Origin of the sequence: Duganella sp. Leaf61 (genome assembly GCF_001421905.1) — a bacterium.
GTDB classification, from domain to species: domain Bacteria; phylum Pseudomonadota; class Gammaproteobacteria; order Burkholderiales; family Burkholderiaceae_D; genus Rugamonas; species Rugamonas zoogloeoides.
In genome coordinates this window covers 432,465-448,724 of record NZ_LMLM01000001.1, presented here as the reverse complement: position 1 = coordinate 448,724, position 16,260 = coordinate 432,465, and the positions used below count along the sequence as shown (strand labels likewise).

Annotated in this window: 20 protein-coding genes; 17 read left to right on the top strand and 3 right to left on the bottom strand. The window is 61.9% G+C overall.

Annotated features, from left to right (window positions below):
• Positions 1-19 precede the first annotated feature (19 nt).
• From ctaD to ASF04_RS01900, 5 genes are read left to right on the top strand one after another with little or no spacing between them, the layout of a single operon-like run.
• Positions 20-1,615, top strand: coding sequence for a cytochrome c oxidase subunit I (gene ctaD, locus ASF04_RS01915; RefSeq protein WP_019921378.1), 1,596 nt, complete (start codon positions 20-22; stop codon positions 1,613-1,615).
• Positions 1,612-1,713, top strand: coding sequence for a cytochrome oxidase small assembly protein (locus tag ASF04_RS27995; protein WP_227012375.1), 102 nt, complete (start codon positions 1,612-1,614; stop codon positions 1,711-1,713). Before ctaD ends, ASF04_RS27995 begins: the two co-directional genes overlap by 4 nt.
• A 1-nt stretch (position 1,714) precedes the next feature.
• Positions 1,715-2,269, top strand: a complete 555-nt coding sequence (locus ASF04_RS01910; protein WP_056137663.1) for a cytochrome c oxidase assembly protein — start codon at positions 1,715-1,717, stop codon at positions 2,267-2,269.
• Positions 2,270-2,467 carry a DUF2970 domain-containing protein gene (locus tag ASF04_RS01905; protein ID WP_056137662.1) on the top strand — a complete coding sequence of 66 codons (198 nt, stop codon included), beginning with the start codon at positions 2,270-2,272 and terminating at the stop codon, positions 2,465-2,467. It abuts the gene before it with no gap.
• A 36-nt stretch (positions 2,468-2,503) separates the two neighbouring features.
• Complete coding sequence (locus ASF04_RS01900) at positions 2,504-3,364, top strand: cytochrome c oxidase subunit 3 (RefSeq protein WP_056137661.1); 861 nt, start codon at positions 2,504-2,506, stop codon at positions 3,362-3,364.
• A gap of 88 nt (positions 3,365-3,452) precedes the next feature.
• Here ASF04_RS01900 and ASF04_RS01895 read toward each other — a convergent pair whose 3' ends face one another.
• On the bottom strand, positions 3,453-3,653 hold the full coding sequence (locus ASF04_RS01895; RefSeq protein WP_056137660.1) for a twin transmembrane helix small protein: 201 nt from the start codon (positions 3,651-3,653) through the stop codon (positions 3,453-3,455).
• Positions 3,654-3,687: 34 nt separating this feature from the next.
• On the opposite strand from ASF04_RS01895, the gene ASF04_RS01890 reads away from it, so the two are divergent.
• From ASF04_RS01890 to ASF04_RS01860, 7 genes are read left to right on the top strand one after another with little or no spacing between them, the layout of a single operon-like run.
• Positions 3,688-4,425, top strand: a complete 738-nt coding sequence (locus ASF04_RS01890) for an SURF1 family protein (protein ID WP_056137659.1) — start codon at positions 3,688-3,690, stop codon at positions 4,423-4,425.
• On the top strand, positions 4,403-5,023 hold the full coding sequence (locus ASF04_RS01885) for a redoxin domain-containing protein (protein WP_056137658.1): 621 nt from the start codon (positions 4,403-4,405) through the stop codon (positions 5,021-5,023). The genes ASF04_RS01890 and ASF04_RS01885 overlap by 23 nt, the downstream gene beginning before the upstream one ends.
• A gap of 15 nt (positions 5,024-5,038) precedes the next feature.
• The gene (locus ASF04_RS01880; protein WP_056137657.1) at positions 5,039-6,202 is read left to right on the top strand and encodes a heme A synthase; all 1,164 of its coding nucleotides are present in this window, start codon (positions 5,039-5,041) and stop codon (positions 6,200-6,202) included.
• A 34-nt stretch (positions 6,203-6,236) separates the two neighbouring features.
• Positions 6,237-7,127 (top strand): heme o synthase, encoded by an 891-nt coding sequence (gene cyoE / locus ASF04_RS01875; RefSeq protein ID WP_019921387.1) that lies wholly within the window; start codon positions 6,237-6,239, stop codon positions 7,125-7,127.
• Positions 7,124-7,708 (top strand): SCO family protein, encoded by a 585-nt coding sequence (locus ASF04_RS01870; RefSeq protein ID WP_056137656.1) that lies wholly within the window; start codon positions 7,124-7,126, stop codon positions 7,706-7,708. The genes cyoE and ASF04_RS01870 overlap by 4 nt, the downstream gene beginning before the upstream one ends.
• A gap of 18 nt (positions 7,709-7,726) precedes the next feature.
• Positions 7,727-8,764 (top strand): AI-2E family transporter, encoded by a 1,038-nt coding sequence (locus tag ASF04_RS01865; protein WP_056137655.1) that lies wholly within the window; start codon positions 7,727-7,729, stop codon positions 8,762-8,764.
• On the top strand, positions 8,761-9,171 hold the full coding sequence (locus ASF04_RS01860) for a DUF2809 domain-containing protein (protein WP_056137654.1): 411 nt from the start codon (positions 8,761-8,763) through the stop codon (positions 9,169-9,171). The genes ASF04_RS01865 and ASF04_RS01860 overlap by 4 nt, the downstream gene beginning before the upstream one ends.
• A 9-nt stretch (positions 9,172-9,180) precedes the next feature.
• Here ASF04_RS01860 and ASF04_RS01855 read toward each other — a convergent pair whose 3' ends face one another.
• Together ASF04_RS01855 and nhaR are read right to left on the bottom strand one after the other, a co-directional pair.
• On the bottom strand, positions 9,181-10,518 hold the full coding sequence (locus ASF04_RS01855; RefSeq protein ID WP_056137653.1) for a hemolysin family protein: 1,338 nt from the start codon (positions 10,516-10,518) through the stop codon (positions 9,181-9,183).
• 683 nt (positions 10,519-11,201) lie between these two features.
• The gene (gene nhaR / locus ASF04_RS01850) at positions 11,202-12,107 is read right to left on the bottom strand and encodes a transcriptional activator NhaR (RefSeq protein ID WP_056138394.1); all 906 of its coding nucleotides are present in this window, start codon (positions 12,105-12,107) and stop codon (positions 11,202-11,204) included.
• A 124-nt stretch (positions 12,108-12,231) separates the two neighbouring features.
• Between nhaR and ASF04_RS01845 the strand changes: the two genes are divergently transcribed.
• The 5 genes from ASF04_RS01845 (at position 12,232) to ASF04_RS01825 (ending at position 16,223) form a co-directional block, all read left to right on the top strand.
• Positions 12,232-13,287, top strand: a complete 1,056-nt coding sequence (locus ASF04_RS01845; protein WP_056137652.1) for a DUF475 domain-containing protein — start codon at positions 12,232-12,234, stop codon at positions 13,285-13,287.
• A gap of 97 nt (positions 13,288-13,384) precedes the next feature.
• Entirely contained in the window at positions 13,385-13,960 is a 576-nt protein-coding gene (locus ASF04_RS01840) for a TerD family protein (protein WP_056137651.1), read from the top strand.
• A gap of 18 nt (positions 13,961-13,978) precedes the next feature.
• Positions 13,979-14,671 (top strand): TIGR00266 family protein, encoded by a 693-nt coding sequence (locus ASF04_RS01835; RefSeq protein WP_056137650.1) that lies wholly within the window; start codon positions 13,979-13,981, stop codon positions 14,669-14,671.
• 26 nt (positions 14,672-14,697) lie between these two features.
• Positions 14,698-15,279, top strand: a complete 582-nt coding sequence (locus ASF04_RS01830) for a TerD family protein (protein WP_056137649.1) — start codon at positions 14,698-14,700, stop codon at positions 15,277-15,279.
• Positions 15,280-15,392: 113 nt separating this feature from the next.
• Positions 15,393-16,223 (top strand): HDOD domain-containing protein, encoded by an 831-nt coding sequence (locus ASF04_RS01825; protein ID WP_056137648.1) that lies wholly within the window; start codon positions 15,393-15,395, stop codon positions 16,221-16,223.
• Positions 16,224-16,260: the final 37 nt, after the last annotated feature.

The following is a 16,260-nucleotide window of genomic DNA, read 5'->3' as shown; positions in this document are numbered from 1 at the left end:
CAGAACAGCAGGAGACACAATGAGCACAAGCACCATCGATCACGGCCACGATCACTCGCACGATCACGCCCATGACCATCCGACCGGCCTGAAACGCTGGCTGTTCGCCACCAACCACAAGGATATCGGCACGCTGTACCTGTGGTTCTCGTTTGTGATGCTGCTGTCGGGCGGGGTGCTGGCGCTGATGATCCGCAGCGAGCTGTTCCAGCCCGGCCTGCAATTCTTCCAGCCCGAATTCTTCAACCAGCTGACCACCATGCACGGCCTGGTGATGGTGTTCGGCGCGATCATGCCGGCCTTCGTGGGCTTCGCCAACTGGATGATTCCGCTGCAGATTGGCGCGTCCGACATGGCGTTTGCGCGCATGAACAATTTCTCGTTCTGGCTGCTGCCGCCGGCCGCGCTGCTGCTGGCCACGTCGTTCCTGGTGCCGGGTGGCGCCACGGCCGCCGGCTGGACCCTGTACGCGCCGCTGTCCACCCAGATGGGACCTGGCATGGACATGGCGATTTTCGCCATGCACCTGATGGGCGCCTCGTCGATCATGGGTTCGATCAACATCATCGTCACCATCCTCAACATGCGCGCACCGGGCATGACGCTGATGAAAATGCCGATGTTCTGCTGGACCTGGCTGATCACCGCCTACCTCTTGATCCTGGTGATGCCGGTGCTGGCCGGGGCGATTACCATGACCCTGACCGACCGCCACTTCGGCACCACCTTCTTCAACGCGGCCGCCGGCGGCGATCCGGTGATGTACCAGCATATTTTCTGGTTCTTCGGCCACCCCGAGGTGTACATCATGATCTTGCCAGCGTTCGGCATCGTCTCGCAGATCCTGCCGGCGTTTGCACGCAAGCAGCTGTTCGGCTACGCATCGATGGTCTATGCCACCGCGTCGATCGCGATCCTGTCGTTCGTGGTCTGGGCCCACCACATGTTTACCACCGGCATGCCGGTGACGTCGCAACTGTTCTTCATGTACGCCACCATGCTGATCGCGGTACCCACCGGCGTGAAAGTGTTCAACTGGATCGCCACCATGTGGAAGGGTTCGATGACGTTCGAGACGCCGATGCTGTTTACGGTCGGCTTCATCTTCGTGTTCACCATCGGCGGCTTCACCGGCCTGATCCTGGCGGTCACGCCGATCGACATCCAGCTGCAGGATACTTATTACGTGGTGGCGCACTTCCACTACGTGCTGGTCGCCGGTTCGCTGTTCGCGCTGTTTGCCGGTTTCTACTACTGGTCGCCCAAGTGGACCGGCCACATGTACAACGAAACCATGGGCAAGGCGCACTTCTGGCTGTCGCTGATTTCGTTCAACGTGACGTTCTTCCCGATGCACTTCCTGGGCCTGGCCGGCATGCCGCGCCGCTATGTCGATTACTCGGCGCAGTTCACCGACTACAACATGATCGCCACCATCGGCGCTTTCGGTTTCGGCCTGTCGCAGGTGTTCTTCCTGTTCGGCGTGGTGATCCCGACCATTCGCGGCGGCAAGAAAGCGGAAGCCAAGCCGTGGGAGGGCGCCGAGGGCCTCGAGTGGACCGTGCCGTCGCCGGCGCCGTTCCATACGTTTGAAACGCCACCGCAGTTCAAATGAATAAAAAACCCAACAACGTGCGCATGGCGCTGTGGCTGGCCGGACTGGCGGTGCTGTTTTTCCTGTCGGTGTTCGTCAAGCGTATCTGGCTGAGCTGACATGAAGAAAACCGGCGCCTCCGGATTGAACCGTACCTTGCTCGGCAAGCTGCTGGTCACGGCCGTGGTGATGTTCGGGTTTGCCTATGCCTTGAACCCGTTCTACCGCCAGATCTGCGAAGCGCTGGGCCTGAACGTGCTCACCCAAAAAGACGGCACGGTCGAATACGACAAGAACACGCAGGTGGACGCCACCCGCAGCATCACCATCGAGTTCGACGCCAACAGCCAGGGCCCGTACCGCTTCCGGCCCACGGTGGCATCGATGACGGTGCACCCGGGTGAGCTGGCCACGGTGACGTACGAAGTGGTCAACACCCAGAACCGCGACGTGGCGGCGCAGGCGATACCGAGCTACGCGCCGCAGAACGCCATGCAGCATTTTAAAAAGGTCGAGTGCTTCTGCTTCAAGCAGCAGGCATTGAAGCCGAACGAAGCGCGGCAGATGCCGGTCATGTTCTACATCGACCCCAAGCTGCCGCGCGACGTAAAGACCATCACCCTGTCGTACACGTTCTTCGAAGTGGGCGGCATGGACAAGACGGCGGCGAACTAGATGGACAAGCAGCCGGCGTCGTTCTGGTATTCGTTGAAAGCGGTGGTGTGGTCGTTCTTCGGCCTGCGCCGCAAAAGTGATTTCGACAACGATGACGCCCGGCTCAACCCGGTGCACATCGTGATCGCGGCGCTGATCGCCGTGGCCCTGTTCATCGGGCTGCTGATCCTGGCCGTGCAGTGGGCGGTAGCAAAATAGTCCTTACACTTATAAAATTCGACAGGGGAGATCGAGATGAGCGCACACAATACCGCAGCACCGTATTACTTCGTGCCGGGGCCGTCGCGCTGGCCGCTGCTGGCCGGTATCGCGCTGCTGGTCACCATGGCCGGCGCCTCGGCGTGGGTCAACGATGTGGCGTGGGGCATGCCGGTCAACCTGGTCGGCCTGGCCGGCATCATCGCGGTGCTGTACTTCTGGTTCGGCGACGCCATCCGTGAATCCGAGGGCGGCTTGTACAGCCAGCGCATCGACTACTCGTTCCGCTGGTCGATGGCGTGGTTCATCGTTTCCGAGATCATGTTCTTCGGCGCCTTTTTCGGCGCGCTGTTTTACGCCCGCGTGATTTCCATGCCGTGGCTGGGCGACATCGACCATAAATTCATCTGGCCCGACTTTGCCGCGCACTGGGGTGGCGCCAGCCCGGCCGGTACCGTCGACGAGTTCCGCACCATGGGACCGTTCCCGATCCCGACCATCAACACCGCCTTGCTGCTGACGTCGGGCGTGACGCTCACCATCGCCCACCACGCACTGCGCGCCGGCCACCGCGCGCAGACGGCAATCTGGCTGTTTGCCACCGTGCTGCTGGGCGCCACCTTCATGGGCTTCCAGGTCTATGAATACATCCACGCGTATAGCGAACTGAACCTGAAGCTGACATCCGGCATCTACGGCTCGACCTTCTTCATGCTGACCGGCTTCCACGGCTTCCACGTGACGATGGGCGCGATCATGCTGTCGGTGGTGTTATACCGGGTATTAAAAGGACATTTCACACCTGACAACCACTTCGCTTTCGAAGGGGCGGCATGGTACTGGCACTTCGTGGACGTGGTGTGGCTGGGCCTGTACGTGGTGATCTACTGGCTGTGAACATACCCCAAACATCGGCGCTATAATGCTGTCGGCCGCACACGGGAATGTCCGGTGCGGCCGTTTTTTCTGGTGCTGTAAATAAGGATCAGCGCAGGCCGGTAGGCTGGATATAGCCTAGCTTGTAAGCCACGAGGATCATCACGAACAGGGTGATCGACAAGCCCACCCGCACCGCCAGCGAGCGGACCGTGTTGTTGCTCTTGCCCTTGTCGCGCATGAGGAAGAACAGCGCGGAGCCGAGGCTGCCGATGATCAGGACGAACGCGATGGCGACGACAATTTTCATGACAGGGCAGCGAGATGAGTGAGGCTTCATTGTAATGCCGATTGCCTTCCGATTTAAATTGATTCCCTTGATTGCCACGGTCCTGGTGGTGGCGCTGGGCATCGCCCTGGGAAACTGGCAGGAACGCCGCGCCGACGAGAAAATCGCCACCCAGGCGCGCCTCGACCACGGCGCCGCTGCCGCACCCCTGGCGCTGACCGGGGCGCCGCTGGCCGCAGCCGCTGTGGAATACCGCCGGGTCAGCGCCACCGGCCATTTCGTCCGGGACTGGCCTTTGTACCTCGACAACCGTCCGTACCAGGGCCGCGCGGGCGTGTACCTGCTGATGCCCTTTAAAATCGATGGCTCGGACATGCACGTGCTGGTGCAGCGCGGCTGGCTGCCGCGCGATCCGCTGGCGCGCGACAAGCTGCCCGCGTTCGATACGCCAACGGGTACCGTCACGGTGGACGGCGTGGCGCGCCTGCACTCGGGCCACGTGATGGAACTGGGCGCGGGGCCCGCGTTGGCGCCCGGCGCCATCGTGCAAAATGCCGACCCGCTGCAAGTGGCCAAAGCAAGCGGTCTGACCATGCAACCGTTCGTGCTGCAGCAAGGCACGCCGGCGCGCCCGTATGGCGACGACCTGCGCATGGGCCGCGAATGGCCGGCTTCGGGCATGAATCCCGAAAAACACCAGGGCTACGCCTTCCAGTGGTATGCGCTGGCGGCGATGGCGGTCATCTTTTTTGTCGTGAACGGATTCAGACGTGGAAAATCAGGCAAACACTAAACAAACGGCGCGCGGGCGCTGGAAGCTGCTGGCCGTGGTGGCCGTGTGTGCCGCGCCGCTGCTGGCGTCGTACTTCATGTATTACGTGGTCAAGCCCAAGGGGGGCGAAACCAATTACGGCACCCTGCTCGATGCGCGCCAGTATCCGATCCCGTCGATGGCCAGCAAACAGCTCGACGGCAGCCCGGCCACGCTGGCCGATTATCGCGGCAAGTGGGTGATGCTCAAGGTGGGGCCGTCGGACTGCCAGCAGGACTGCCAGGACCAGCTGTTTGCCATGCGCCAGCTGCGCACCATGCAGGGCAAGGCCATGGACCGGGTGGAACGGGTTTGGCTGATCACCGACGAGCAGCCGCTCGAGACCATGATCATGCGCGTCAACGACGGCACCCACATGCTGCGCGCGCCGGCTGCGGTGGTCGCCAAATGGCTGCCGGTGGAGCAGGGCGAGCGCGCCGCCGACTACGTGTACCTGATCGACCCGCTGGGCAACCTGATGATGCGCTTCCCGAAAGGCGCCGTCTCCAGCGACACCGCCAAGGCGGGCAAGGTCCACAAGGACATCGCCAAACTGCTTAAAGCTTCTGCCATAGGATAATGGGATAACTAAACGATGCACCTGACTCTCGCTCAAATGGCCATTACGGCGCTGCTGGTGGCGCTGCTGCCGCTGTCGCTGGTATGGACGTCGTCCGACGCCAACAAGTACCGCAAGCTGATCTGGGTGAGCGTGTTTCTCACGCTCGACCTGATCGTGTTTGGTGCGTTTACGCGCTTGACCGATTCCGGCCTCGGCTGCCCGGATTGGCCCGGCTGCTACGGCGCCGCCAACCCGTTCCTGGCGCACGCGGACATTGTGGCTGCCGAAACCCTGAACCCCACCGGCCCGGTCACCGTGGCCAAGGCCTGGATCGAGATGATCCACCGCTACCTGGCCATGGCCATCGGCGTGCTGATCGTGGCGATGATGGCGCAGGCGTGGTACCAGTGGCGCAAGTCGCAGGGCACCCGGCCCGAGTACAAGCCGGGCATGCCGACCTTCCTGTTCTTCTTTGTCTGCCTGCAAGGCGCGTTCGGCGCCTGGACCGTCACGCTCAAGCTGCAACCGGTGATCGTCACCATCCACCTGCTGCTGGGCATGGGCTTGCTGGCGCTGCTGGTGTGGTACGGCGGCCGCCAGAACCAGCTGATTTCCCCGGTGCGCACCTTGTCCGGCTCGCCCACTGCGATGCGCAAGATCCGCTGGCTGGCCGGCATCTCGGCGGTATTGCTGGTGGTACAGATCGCCCTCGGCGGCTGGGTAAGCACCAACTACGCCACGCTGGCCTGCACCGACTTCCCGCTGTGCGGCGGCAAGCTGGTGCCGGACATGGACTTCGAACACGGCTTTACCTTGTGGCGCGAGTTGGGCAAAACCGCTGCCGGCCATTACATTCCGTTTGCGGCGCTGACGGCGATCCACTGGGTACACCGCAATGCGGGCTTCATCGTGGCGCTGGTGGCCGGCTACACGGCATGGCGCGCGTGGGGCAATGTCGTCCTGCATAAAACCGCGCGCTACATCGCCATCGTGCTGGCCGCGCAGGTTGCCACCGGACTGGCAACGATCTACTTCAGCTTCCCACTGACCATTGCCGTATTGCACAACGCCGGTGCGGCGCTGCTGGTACTTTTGCTGACCGTGTTAAACTACAAGGCTAAATTCCAGCACGATCTTGCCAAAAAAGCAGCTTCGGGTGCTGGTTTATCGCACCATTCACCGTTGAAGCAGCAATAGCATGCCTTCTGGCTAAGCGCTTCGAAATGACATCATGACCACGCATACTCTGACCAAACCTTCCCGCCGCGCCTCGCAGTTCTGGGCGCTGACCAAGCCGCGCATCACCCAGATGGCGGTGTTTTGCGCCATCATCGGCATGTTCCTGGCGACGGACGGGATTCCGGACTGGCGCGTGGCAGTGCCGGCCACGCTGGGCATTTTCCTGCTCACCAGCGCCGCATTTGCAGTGAACTGCCTGGCCGAGCGCGAAATCGACGCCCGCATGGCCCGCACCGCGCGCCGTCCGAACGCCATGGGCGACGTGACCGTGGGCGAAACCGTGGTATTCGCGCTGCTGATCGGCGGCGCCGGCATGTGGATCTTGTATGCGCTGGTCAATCCGCTCACCATGTGGCTCACGTTCTTCAGCTTTGTCGGCTACGCGGTCATCTATACGATGATCTTGAAACCGGCCACGCCGCAGAACATCGTCATCGGTGGCCTGTCGGGCGCCATGCCGCCGGCCCTGGGCTGGGCCGCGATGACCAACGAAGTACCGGCCGAAGCGTGGCTGCTGGTGATGATCATTTTCGTCTGGACCCCGCCGCATTTCTGGGCGCTGGCGCTGTACCGCCGCGACGACTACGCCAAGTCGGGCCTGCCGATGCTGCCGGTCACGCACGGGATGGAATACACGCAGTTCCACGTGTGGCTGTACTCGATCGCGCTGGCCGCGACCACCGTGCTGCCTTACGTGGTGCAAATGAGCGGACTGATTTACCTGGTTTCTGCGATCATCCTCAATGCGGTCTTCCTGCACCACTCGTGGAAGATTTATCGCCATTATTCCGACCAGGTGGCCCGCAAGGCGTTCGCCTGGTCGATCATGTACCTGGGCTTGCTGTTTGCGGCGTTGCTGGTGGACCACTACATCAAAATATGAAGAAACTGTTCGCTTTGGCCGTGCTGGCCGTTTCCATGTTGCTGACCGGCTGTCGCGAAACATCGTCTTCGCCGTCGTTCCAAAATGTCGACATCACCGGCGCCGCCTTTGCGAAAGACTTCGCGCTGACCGACCATACCGGCAAGCCGCGCACCATGGCCGACTTCCGTGGCAAGGTGGTGGTGATGTTCTTCGGCTTTACCCAGTGCCCCGACGTGTGTCCCACCACCATGGCCGAGATGGCCGGCGTGATGAAAACCCTCGGTCCCAGGGCCGACCAGGTGCAGGTGCTGTTTGTCACTGTCGATCCCGAGCGCGATACCCAGCCGCTGCTGGCGCAATACGTGCCCACCTTCGATCCGCGCTTCATCGGCCTGTACGGCACGCCTGAACAGACTGCGGCGGTGGCCAAGGAATTCAAGATCTTCTACGCCAAGGTGCCCGGCACCGACGCCGCCAATTACTCGGTGGACCACACGGCGGCCAGCTACATCTTCGACAAGAACGGCAAGGTGCGCCTGATGGTACCGCATGCCAAAGGCCAGGCGGCCATCGTTCACGATATTCAACAACTGCTGTAGATCTCCTGCGGAGCCGGCATGCGCCAACGCTTTCAACCCTTCACCCGGCTTGCTGCCGTCATCCTGCTGGTCATCGGCTGCCTGATCGTGTTGCGCCCGTTCGTGGCCGCCATCCTGTTCGCCTGCGCCATCACCATTTCAAGCTGGCCGCTGTACCTGCGCCTGCTGAACAAGGTCAAGGGCCGGCGCTCGCTGGCCGCCGCCATCATGAGCGTGGGCTTGACCCTGCTGATCCTGGTGCCGCTCACGCTGGTGACCTGGAATATCGCCGACAACGCCGCCTCGTTCTACGACCACTTCAAGGCCAGCCTCGGCAGCGGCACGCTGGCGCCGCCGGCCTGGCTGCGCGACCTGCCGCTGGTGGGCGAGATGATCGACACATATTTGCGCCGCCTGCTGGGCAGCCGCGAGGAGTTGCTCAACGTCGCCAAGAACCTGCTCGAACCGGCGCGCCACCTGCTGCTCGGTGGCGGTGTGCTGCTGGGCAGCGGCGTGGCCCAGGTGAGCCTGGCCGTGTTCGTCAGCTTCTTCCTGTACCGCGACGGCGTCACCATGCTGTCGTCGCTGGGCCGGGCCATGGACAAGCTGATCGGCGCGGAGCAGGCGACGTCGGTATCGGACACCATCAGCCGCACCGTGCGCGGCGTGATGTACGGCTTGCTGGGCACGGCGCTGGCGCAATCGGTGGTGGCGGCGGTGGGCTTCCTGATCGCCGGCGTGCCGGCCGTGGCGCTGCTGTCGGTGGCCACCTTCCTGTTCTCGCTGATTCCGGTAGGGCCGCCGATCATCTGGATCGGCGCCACCATCTGGCTGTTCGACCACGGCCAGACCGGCTGGGCCATTTTCATGGCGGTGTGGGGCGTGCTGCTGATCAGCGGCGTCGATAACGTGGTCAAGCCGCTCTTGATCAGCCGTGGCAGCAGCTTGCCCTTCATCCTGGTGCTGCTGGGCGTGATGGGTGGCGTGCTGGCGTTCGGCTTCGTGGGGCTGTTCATCGGTCCGACCCTGCTGGCGGTGGGCATGGGCTTGCTGCGCAACTACACCGCCCAGGTGTGAGTTCCTCGAGCGAGCCGCGCAACCGGCTGGTGTATGGCGCGATCGTGCTCGCGGTCATTGCGCTGGGCCTGGCGTCGCGCCGGTATCCCGGCCTGTTTCCGGCCGCGCTCGGCAAGTACCCGGGCGACGCGCTGTGGACCATGATGGTGTTCTTCGGCCTGGCCGTGATCGCACCGCGCTCGAGCGTTGCCCGGCTGGCGCTGGGCGCGCTGGCGATTTCCTACGTGGTGGAGTTCGGCCAGCTGTACCAGGCGCCATGGATCGTGGCCGTGCGCGCGCATCCGCTCGGGCACCTGGTGCTGGGGACGGCGTTTGGCTGGATGGACCTGGTGGCGTACACGGTGGGGGCGCTGCTAGCGTTTGCGATCGAGCGCATCATCGCCCACAGCAGGCGTCGCAAGCGCTAAGCTGCGCGCTCAATCCAGGTCCGCATTATCCTCAGTATCGTCCTTCGGTATCACTTTGACCAGCAAGATACGCGGTCCGTTCATTTTTTTTGCCACGATATCGAAATGGCGGAAGCTGATGCGCTGGCCCTGCTTGGGGATATCGCCGAGTTTCACCATGATCAGGCCGCCCACCGATTCCACTTCCTCCATGCCCAGTTCCTCGTTCTCGATATCGATGCCTAGGGTGCGTTCGAGCGAGAAGATCGGCAGGCTGGCCTTGCCGATCAGGGTGCCGTCCGGCTGCTTGAGCCAGTCGTTTTCGTTGAGGCGGAATTCGTCGTGGATTTCGCCCACCATCGCGCCCAGCAGGTTGTCGAGCGTGATGAAGCCGACCGGCCGTTTGTTTTTTTCGCCGATCAGCGCGAAGTGGGGCGCGCCGTCGCGGAAGCGGCGGAACTGTTCCAGCGCCGGCGTGCGCGCCGAGATGGTTTCCACCGGCCGCAGGAACGGCACCAGGTCGGTGATCGGCTTGCCCGACTGCTGGGCGAAGAACAGGTCTTTCAGGTGCACCACGCCGAGCACGGTCTCGCCGTCGCGGTCGTAATACGGGTAGCGGCTGAAGCGGTTGCGCAGCATGGTGTCGAGGTTGTCGGCCAGGGTGCGGCTGGCGTGCAGGCTGATTACCTCGTTAATCGGACGCATCAGGTCGGAGACGGCCAGGTCGGAAAAATCGAGCGAGTGGGCCAGGATGTTGCGCTCGTCCTTGTTGAACTTTTCCCCCGGCTGGCTGGTACGCAGGATCAGCTTGAGTTCCTCGACCGAGTAATGACTGTCGTGGCCGCCTTTGCCGGCCAGGCCCGCAATGCGCAGCACCATGTTGGCGCTGGCGTTCAGTACCCAGATGAACGGGTACATGATCCAGTAGAAGACATACAGCGGCGGTGCGCACCACAAACCCACCACCTCCGGCATGCGGATCGCCAGCGATTTCGGCGCCAGCTCGCCCACCACGATGTGCAGGAACGAAATCACACTGAAGGCAAACACGAAGGCGATGCCGTGCACCACCTCGGGCTTGGTAATGCCGATGGCGGTGAGCAACGGCTCGAGCAGGCTGGCAAACGCCGGTTCGCCCACCCAGCCCAGGCCCAGCGAGGCCAGCGTAATGCCCAGCTGGCAGGCCGACAGGTAGGCGTCGAGCTCGCCGTGCACCTTGCCGAGGATGCGCCCCCGCAGTCCCTGCGTCTTGGCAATTGCCCGTACCCGGGTTTTACGCAGCGTGACTATACCGAATTCGGCCGCCACAAAGAATCCATTGAGCGCGACCAGGAATAGGGCGAGCACGACAAGCAGAACGTTTTGCATAGGGGCCGAGCGGCGAATTTCTTCGTATAAAACGCTTATCTTAAACGACAGCGGCCAAAAGCAGCACGAATTGCCTCTTTCGGGAGGGGGGAGATGGATAAGAGCGCCTGACAAAGCCTTCAGAGCAAGGCGCAGCGACGAAGACAGTACGACTGTACGGCAAGGAGCTGCAACGCCGCGCTGGAGGTTTTAGATGAGCGCCTGACAAAGCCTTCAGAGCAAGGCGCAGCGACGCAGACAGTACGGCTGTACGGCAAGGAGCTGCAACGCCGCGCTGGAGGNCTGGAGGTTTTAGATGAGCGCCTGACAAAGCCTTCAGAGCAAGGCGCAGCGACGCAGACAGTACGGCTGTACGGCAAGGAGCTGCAACGCCGCGCTGGAGGTTTTAGATGAGCGCCTGACAAAGCCTTCAGAGCAAGGCGCAGCGACGAAGACAGTACGACTGTACGGCAAGGAGCTGCAACGCCGCTCTGGAGGTTTTAGATGAGCGCCTGACAAAGCCTTCAGAGCAAGGCGCAGCGACGCAGACAGTACGGCTGTACGGCAAGGAGCTGCAACGCCGCGCTGGNCTGGAGGTTTTAGATGAGCGCCTGACAAAGCCTTCAGAGCAAGGCGCAGCGACGCAGACAGTACGGCTGTACGGCAAGGAGCTGCAACGCCGCGCTGGAGGCTTTGTCAGGCGCTCAGTGGGCGAAGAGGCGGCTGTGGACGGTAGAGATAATGGCCTCAATAGCAGGGTGACGAATCTTGCGTTCGTTGGAAATGGCATAGAAATGCTCGCGTAGCTCGGGCGCGTCGCCGACCAGCACGGCGCCAAGCTGGTCTTCGATGTCATGCGCCAGCGCCGACGGCGCGAAAAACAGGCCCATGCCGTTGCGCCCGAACGTATTTAGCATGGCATTGTCTTCGAATTCGCCAGCGATCTCGGCCCGTACCTTGTGTTGCACCAGCCAGGTGTCGATGCGTCCGCGCAGCGCGTTGTTGCGGGTGGGCACCAGGAGTGGCGCATGGTGCAGGCTGGCCGGAAAGTTGCCCCGGTATTTTTCTGCCAGGCGCGGCACGCCGAACAGTTTCATGTCGCTCTCGCCCAGCAGGTGGCTGAACACTTTGAGGCTGCCGCCCGCGCGCACGGTGCGGTCGGTCAGTACCACGTCGAGCTTGCCCAGGGCGAGATCGGCCAGCAGGTTTTCGAATTCGTCCTCCATGCATACCAGCCGCACCTGCTTGCTCATGGTTTGTGTGGCCTGCAGCAGGCGGAACGCGATCAGCTTGGGCAGCGAATCGGAAATACCCACCGTGAGCCGCATCTTGCCGGCCTCGGCTTCATCGAGCGCATCTTGCAACTGGTCGCCCAGCAGGAAAATCTGCTCGCAATAGCTGAAGGCCAGCCGGCCGGCCTCGGTGGGCACCAGGCGCCGGCCCTGCGGTTCCAGTAGTTGCTTGCCAATTGAAAGCTCCAGCGCGGAGAGCTGCATGCTGATGGTCTGCACGGCCAGCCCCAGCCGCTCGGCCGCCCGGGTGACGCCACCTTCCTTGGCGACGATCCAGAAAAAGTACAAATGACGGTAATTCAAGCCGCTGGTTTTCACATTCAACCCTTCAATTATTCCGAAGTAATACTTCAATTATCTTCTATTTTTAAATAGGTTGTCAGGGCCTATACTCCACCGGTCAATTCATAACTAGATTCACTACTTATAACGAGAGAAATCCATGAAGCATTTCAGAATTTCCTTCCTCGTGACCTTCATCTGCCTGGGTTTGGCCGGCTGGTGGGGTTACGAGCTGGGCGGATGGAGCGGGGCGCTGTCGGCGTTCGGCGTGGCGGTGATTCTGGCGGCGATGGAAGTGTCGCTGTCGTTCGATAACGCGGTGGTCAACGCGTCGGTCCTGAAGAACTGGGACGAGTTCTGGCAAAAGCTGTTCCTGGGCCTGGGCATCATCATTGCCGTGTTCGGTATGCGATTGCTGTTCCCGCTGGTCATCGTGGCCGTGGCGGCCGACATCAGCATCATGGATGTGTGGACCCTGGCGCTGAACGACCCGAAAACCTATTCGATGCACCTGACCAACCATCACGCGGAAGTGGCTGCCTTCGGCGGCATGTTCCTGCTGCTGGTGTTCCTGAACTTCCTGCTCGACGACGACAAGGAAGTGCACTGGCTTGGCAACTTCGAGAAGAAACTCGGTTCGCTCGGCAAGGTCTCGTCGATCTCCGTGATGATTTCGCTGGCCGTGCTGCTGGGCTGCATGAGCATCGTGACCGAAGCGCAAAAGCTGGTCGTGCTGATCTCGGGCCTGTGGGGCATCCTGGTGTACGTCGGTGTCGACGCCATCAGCAGCCTGCTGGAAAAAGAGGACGAAGGCGGCAGCGATGTCGGCGACATGGTCAAAAAGGGCGGTATCGGTGGTTTCCTGTATCTCGAAGTGCTCGATGCATCGTTCAGCTTTGACGGCGTGATCGGCGCGTTTGCCATCACCACCGACGTCGTGATCATCATGCTGGGCCTGGCCATCGGCGCGATGTTCGTGCGTTCGATGACGGTGTACCTGGTAAAAAAGGGTACGCTCGACCAGTTCGTGTACCTTGAACACGGCGCCCACTACGCCATCGGTATCTTGGCCGCGATCATGTTGGCCAGTATGAAGTTCCACGTGCCGGAAATCTTTACCGGCCTGATTGGTGTGGCGTTTATTGCCGCCTCGGTCTGGTCGTCAATTCGTTACCGTCGCCAGCAGGAAGCCACCGCGGCTATCGCAGCGAAGTAACGAACCAAGAACACAGCGCGCCGTCTAATACGGACACGGCGCGCTGCACTGTAGTACCCCTTGTCCGGTTTTCTTTTTATTATTAGGGAGTCTTACCATGGCAATCAGTCTGCAAAAAGGCGGTAACGTTAATCTGAGCAAAGAAGCCCCAGGCCTGTCGAAAATCATCGTCGGCCTCGGCTGGGACGTGCGCTCCACCGATGGTAGCGCGTTCGACCTGGACGGTTCTGCATTCCTGCTCAAGGCCGACGGCAAGGTCCGCGCCGACAACGACTTCATCTTCTACAACAACCTCAAGTCGTCCGACGGCGCCGTCACCCACTCCGGTGACAACCGCACCGGCGACGGCGCTGGCGACGACGAAACCGTCACCATCGACCTGTCCACCGTACCGGCCGATATCGAGCGTATCGCCATCTGCGTGACCATTCACGACGGCGACGCCCGCAAGCAGAACTTCGGCCAGGTGCAAAAAGCCTACGTGCGCACCGTCAACGCCAGCGGCGAAGCCGAAATTGCCCGTTACGACCTGTCGGAAGACGGTTCGACCGAATCGGCCATGATCTTCGGCGAGGTGTATCGCAACGGCGCCGAGTGGAAATTCAAGGCCGTGGGCCAGGGCTTCAAGGGCGGCCTGGGTCCCCTCGCTGCCTCGTTCGGCGTCAGCGTTTAAACCAGGAAAGGGTTCGTCATGCCTAAATTTTCGGTGACCGGTGATATCGATCCGTTCCTGCATGTGTCGCTGGCACGCGGTGAAAAGATTTACTGCGAGTCCGATGCGATGGTGATGATGGAGGAGGCGCTTGACCTCAAGGGCAAGATGACCGGCGGCATCGGTGCCGCCATCATGCGGCGCTTTGCCAACGGCGAATCCTTCTTCCAGCAGCATATCGAAGCGGTACGCGGCGACGGCGACTGCCTGCTGTCGCCGCGGCTGCCGGGCGCGGTGCAAATTCTCGACGTCGGCAAGGAGCAGTACATGCTCAGCGACGGCGCCTTCGTGGCGGCGTCCGAAACAGTGGAGCTGAAGGTGCGCACGCAAAGCGTTGGCAATGCGCTGTTCGCCCAGAGTGGCGGCTTTTTCATCACCGAAACCTCCGGCAACGGCCAGGTGGCGGTGTCGGGCTTCGGTTCGATGTCGGAGCTGGAAGTGACGCCCGGGCGCGATGTCGTCATCGACAACTCGCACGTGGTGGCGTGGGATAACCGCCTGCGCTACGAAATCTCGGTCACCACCGGTGGCAGCAGCGGCTTCCTCGGCAACCTGGTCAACAGCCAGACCAGCGGCGAAGGCATGGTGCTGCGCTTTTCCGGCAGCGGCAAGGTCCTGATCTGCTCGCGCAACAGCACGGCGTTCAAGACCTGGGTGCAAACCCCCGCGTAATAAACCAACAAACAAGGAGAACAAACATGTCAGTCAGTTTGAGCAAGGGCCAGAAGATCAATCTGGAAAAAGAAGGCGGCGGCGCCCTCGGCAAGGTCACCATGGGCCTGGGCTGGGATGCCATCAAGACCAAGGGTTTCCTCGGTTTCGGCTCGAAGAGCGAAGCGGTCGATCTCGACGCGTCGGTCGTCATGTTCGACGAAGGCAATCGTCCGGTGGACGTGATCTGGTTCCGCCAGCTGCGCAGCAAGGACGGCAGCGTGGTCCACACCGGTGACAACCGCACCGGCGCCGGCGACGGCGACGACGAACAGATCAACGTCGATCTGAACGCCGTGCCGCCCACTGTTAAAAGCCTGGTGTTTACCGTCAACAGCTTCACCGGCCAGACCTTCTCGCAGGTGGAAAACGCCTACTGCCGCCTGATCGACGCCAACAACGGCCAGGAAGTTGCCCGCTTCAACCTGTCGGTGCAAGGCCCGCACTCGGCCCAGATCATGGCCAAGGTTTACCGTCACAACGGTGCCTGGAAAATGCACGCCATCGGCGAAAACGGCAACGGCCGTACCTTCGACGACCTGCTGCCGCAAATTTCCGCGCACCTGTAATCGAGCAGTTGTAGTACCGTAGCAAAGCCCCGCGTACCGGCGCGGGGCCCCCTTTCATTAAAGTAGTAGGTACTTTCACCGCGCAGTCTTTGCCGTGACGCTATAATGTTGCCATGCTTAAACTCAACCAGATCTCGCACATCGTCAGGCAAGCTGCGCGCGGCGAGCTGGTCTTTCCTACCAGTGTCAATGCCGCCCTGCGCCTGCAGATGACCCTGGCCGATCCCGATTGCGATACCGAAGATGTGCTGCGCCGCGTGCTGGCCGAGCCGGTCCTGGCCGCCCGTACCGTGGCGCTGGCCAATGCTGCCGTGTTCAACCGCAGCGGCACGCCGATCACCAGCGTGCGCGCAGCGGTGGCGCGCGTGGGCTACCGTCACCTGTACTCGATGGCGGCAGCGATGGTGGTGCGCCAGTTCGGCGCCCGCATCCGCGACCCGCAGCTGCGTGCGCAGGCCGAGCAGCTGTGGCGCCACACCGCCCATGTCGCCGCGCTGTCGTATGTAATTGCCGGCAAGCTCACCGCCACCGATCCCGACACCGCACTGTTTGCCGGCATCATCCACGAAGCAGGGGGCTTTTACCTGCTGTCGCAGGCCGACGATATGCCGGGCCTGCTCGACGACCCTGCCGACTGGCTCGGCGCGCCGCAGGAAATCATTGCCCGCGCGCTCATGAAAAAGCTGTGCATACCCGATCCGGTGGCGCTGGCCGTGGTTTCTCTGCCCGGCGCCACGCTTACGCCGCCGCCGCTGGGCCTGCGCGATACCTTGCTCATCGCCAAACACCTGGCGCCGGTGGCTTCACCGCTGGCGTCGAAACATGAAGCGGCCCAAGGCCCGGCCAGTTTAGCCGGCTTTATCGATGACAACGCCGCGCTCGAGCAGATCCTGCGCGACTCGCACGACGACGCCGCCTCGATGAGCGCTGCGCTACTGGTCTGATTGCCCGTTTTTGTGGCATAAACGATGTGTTAATCAT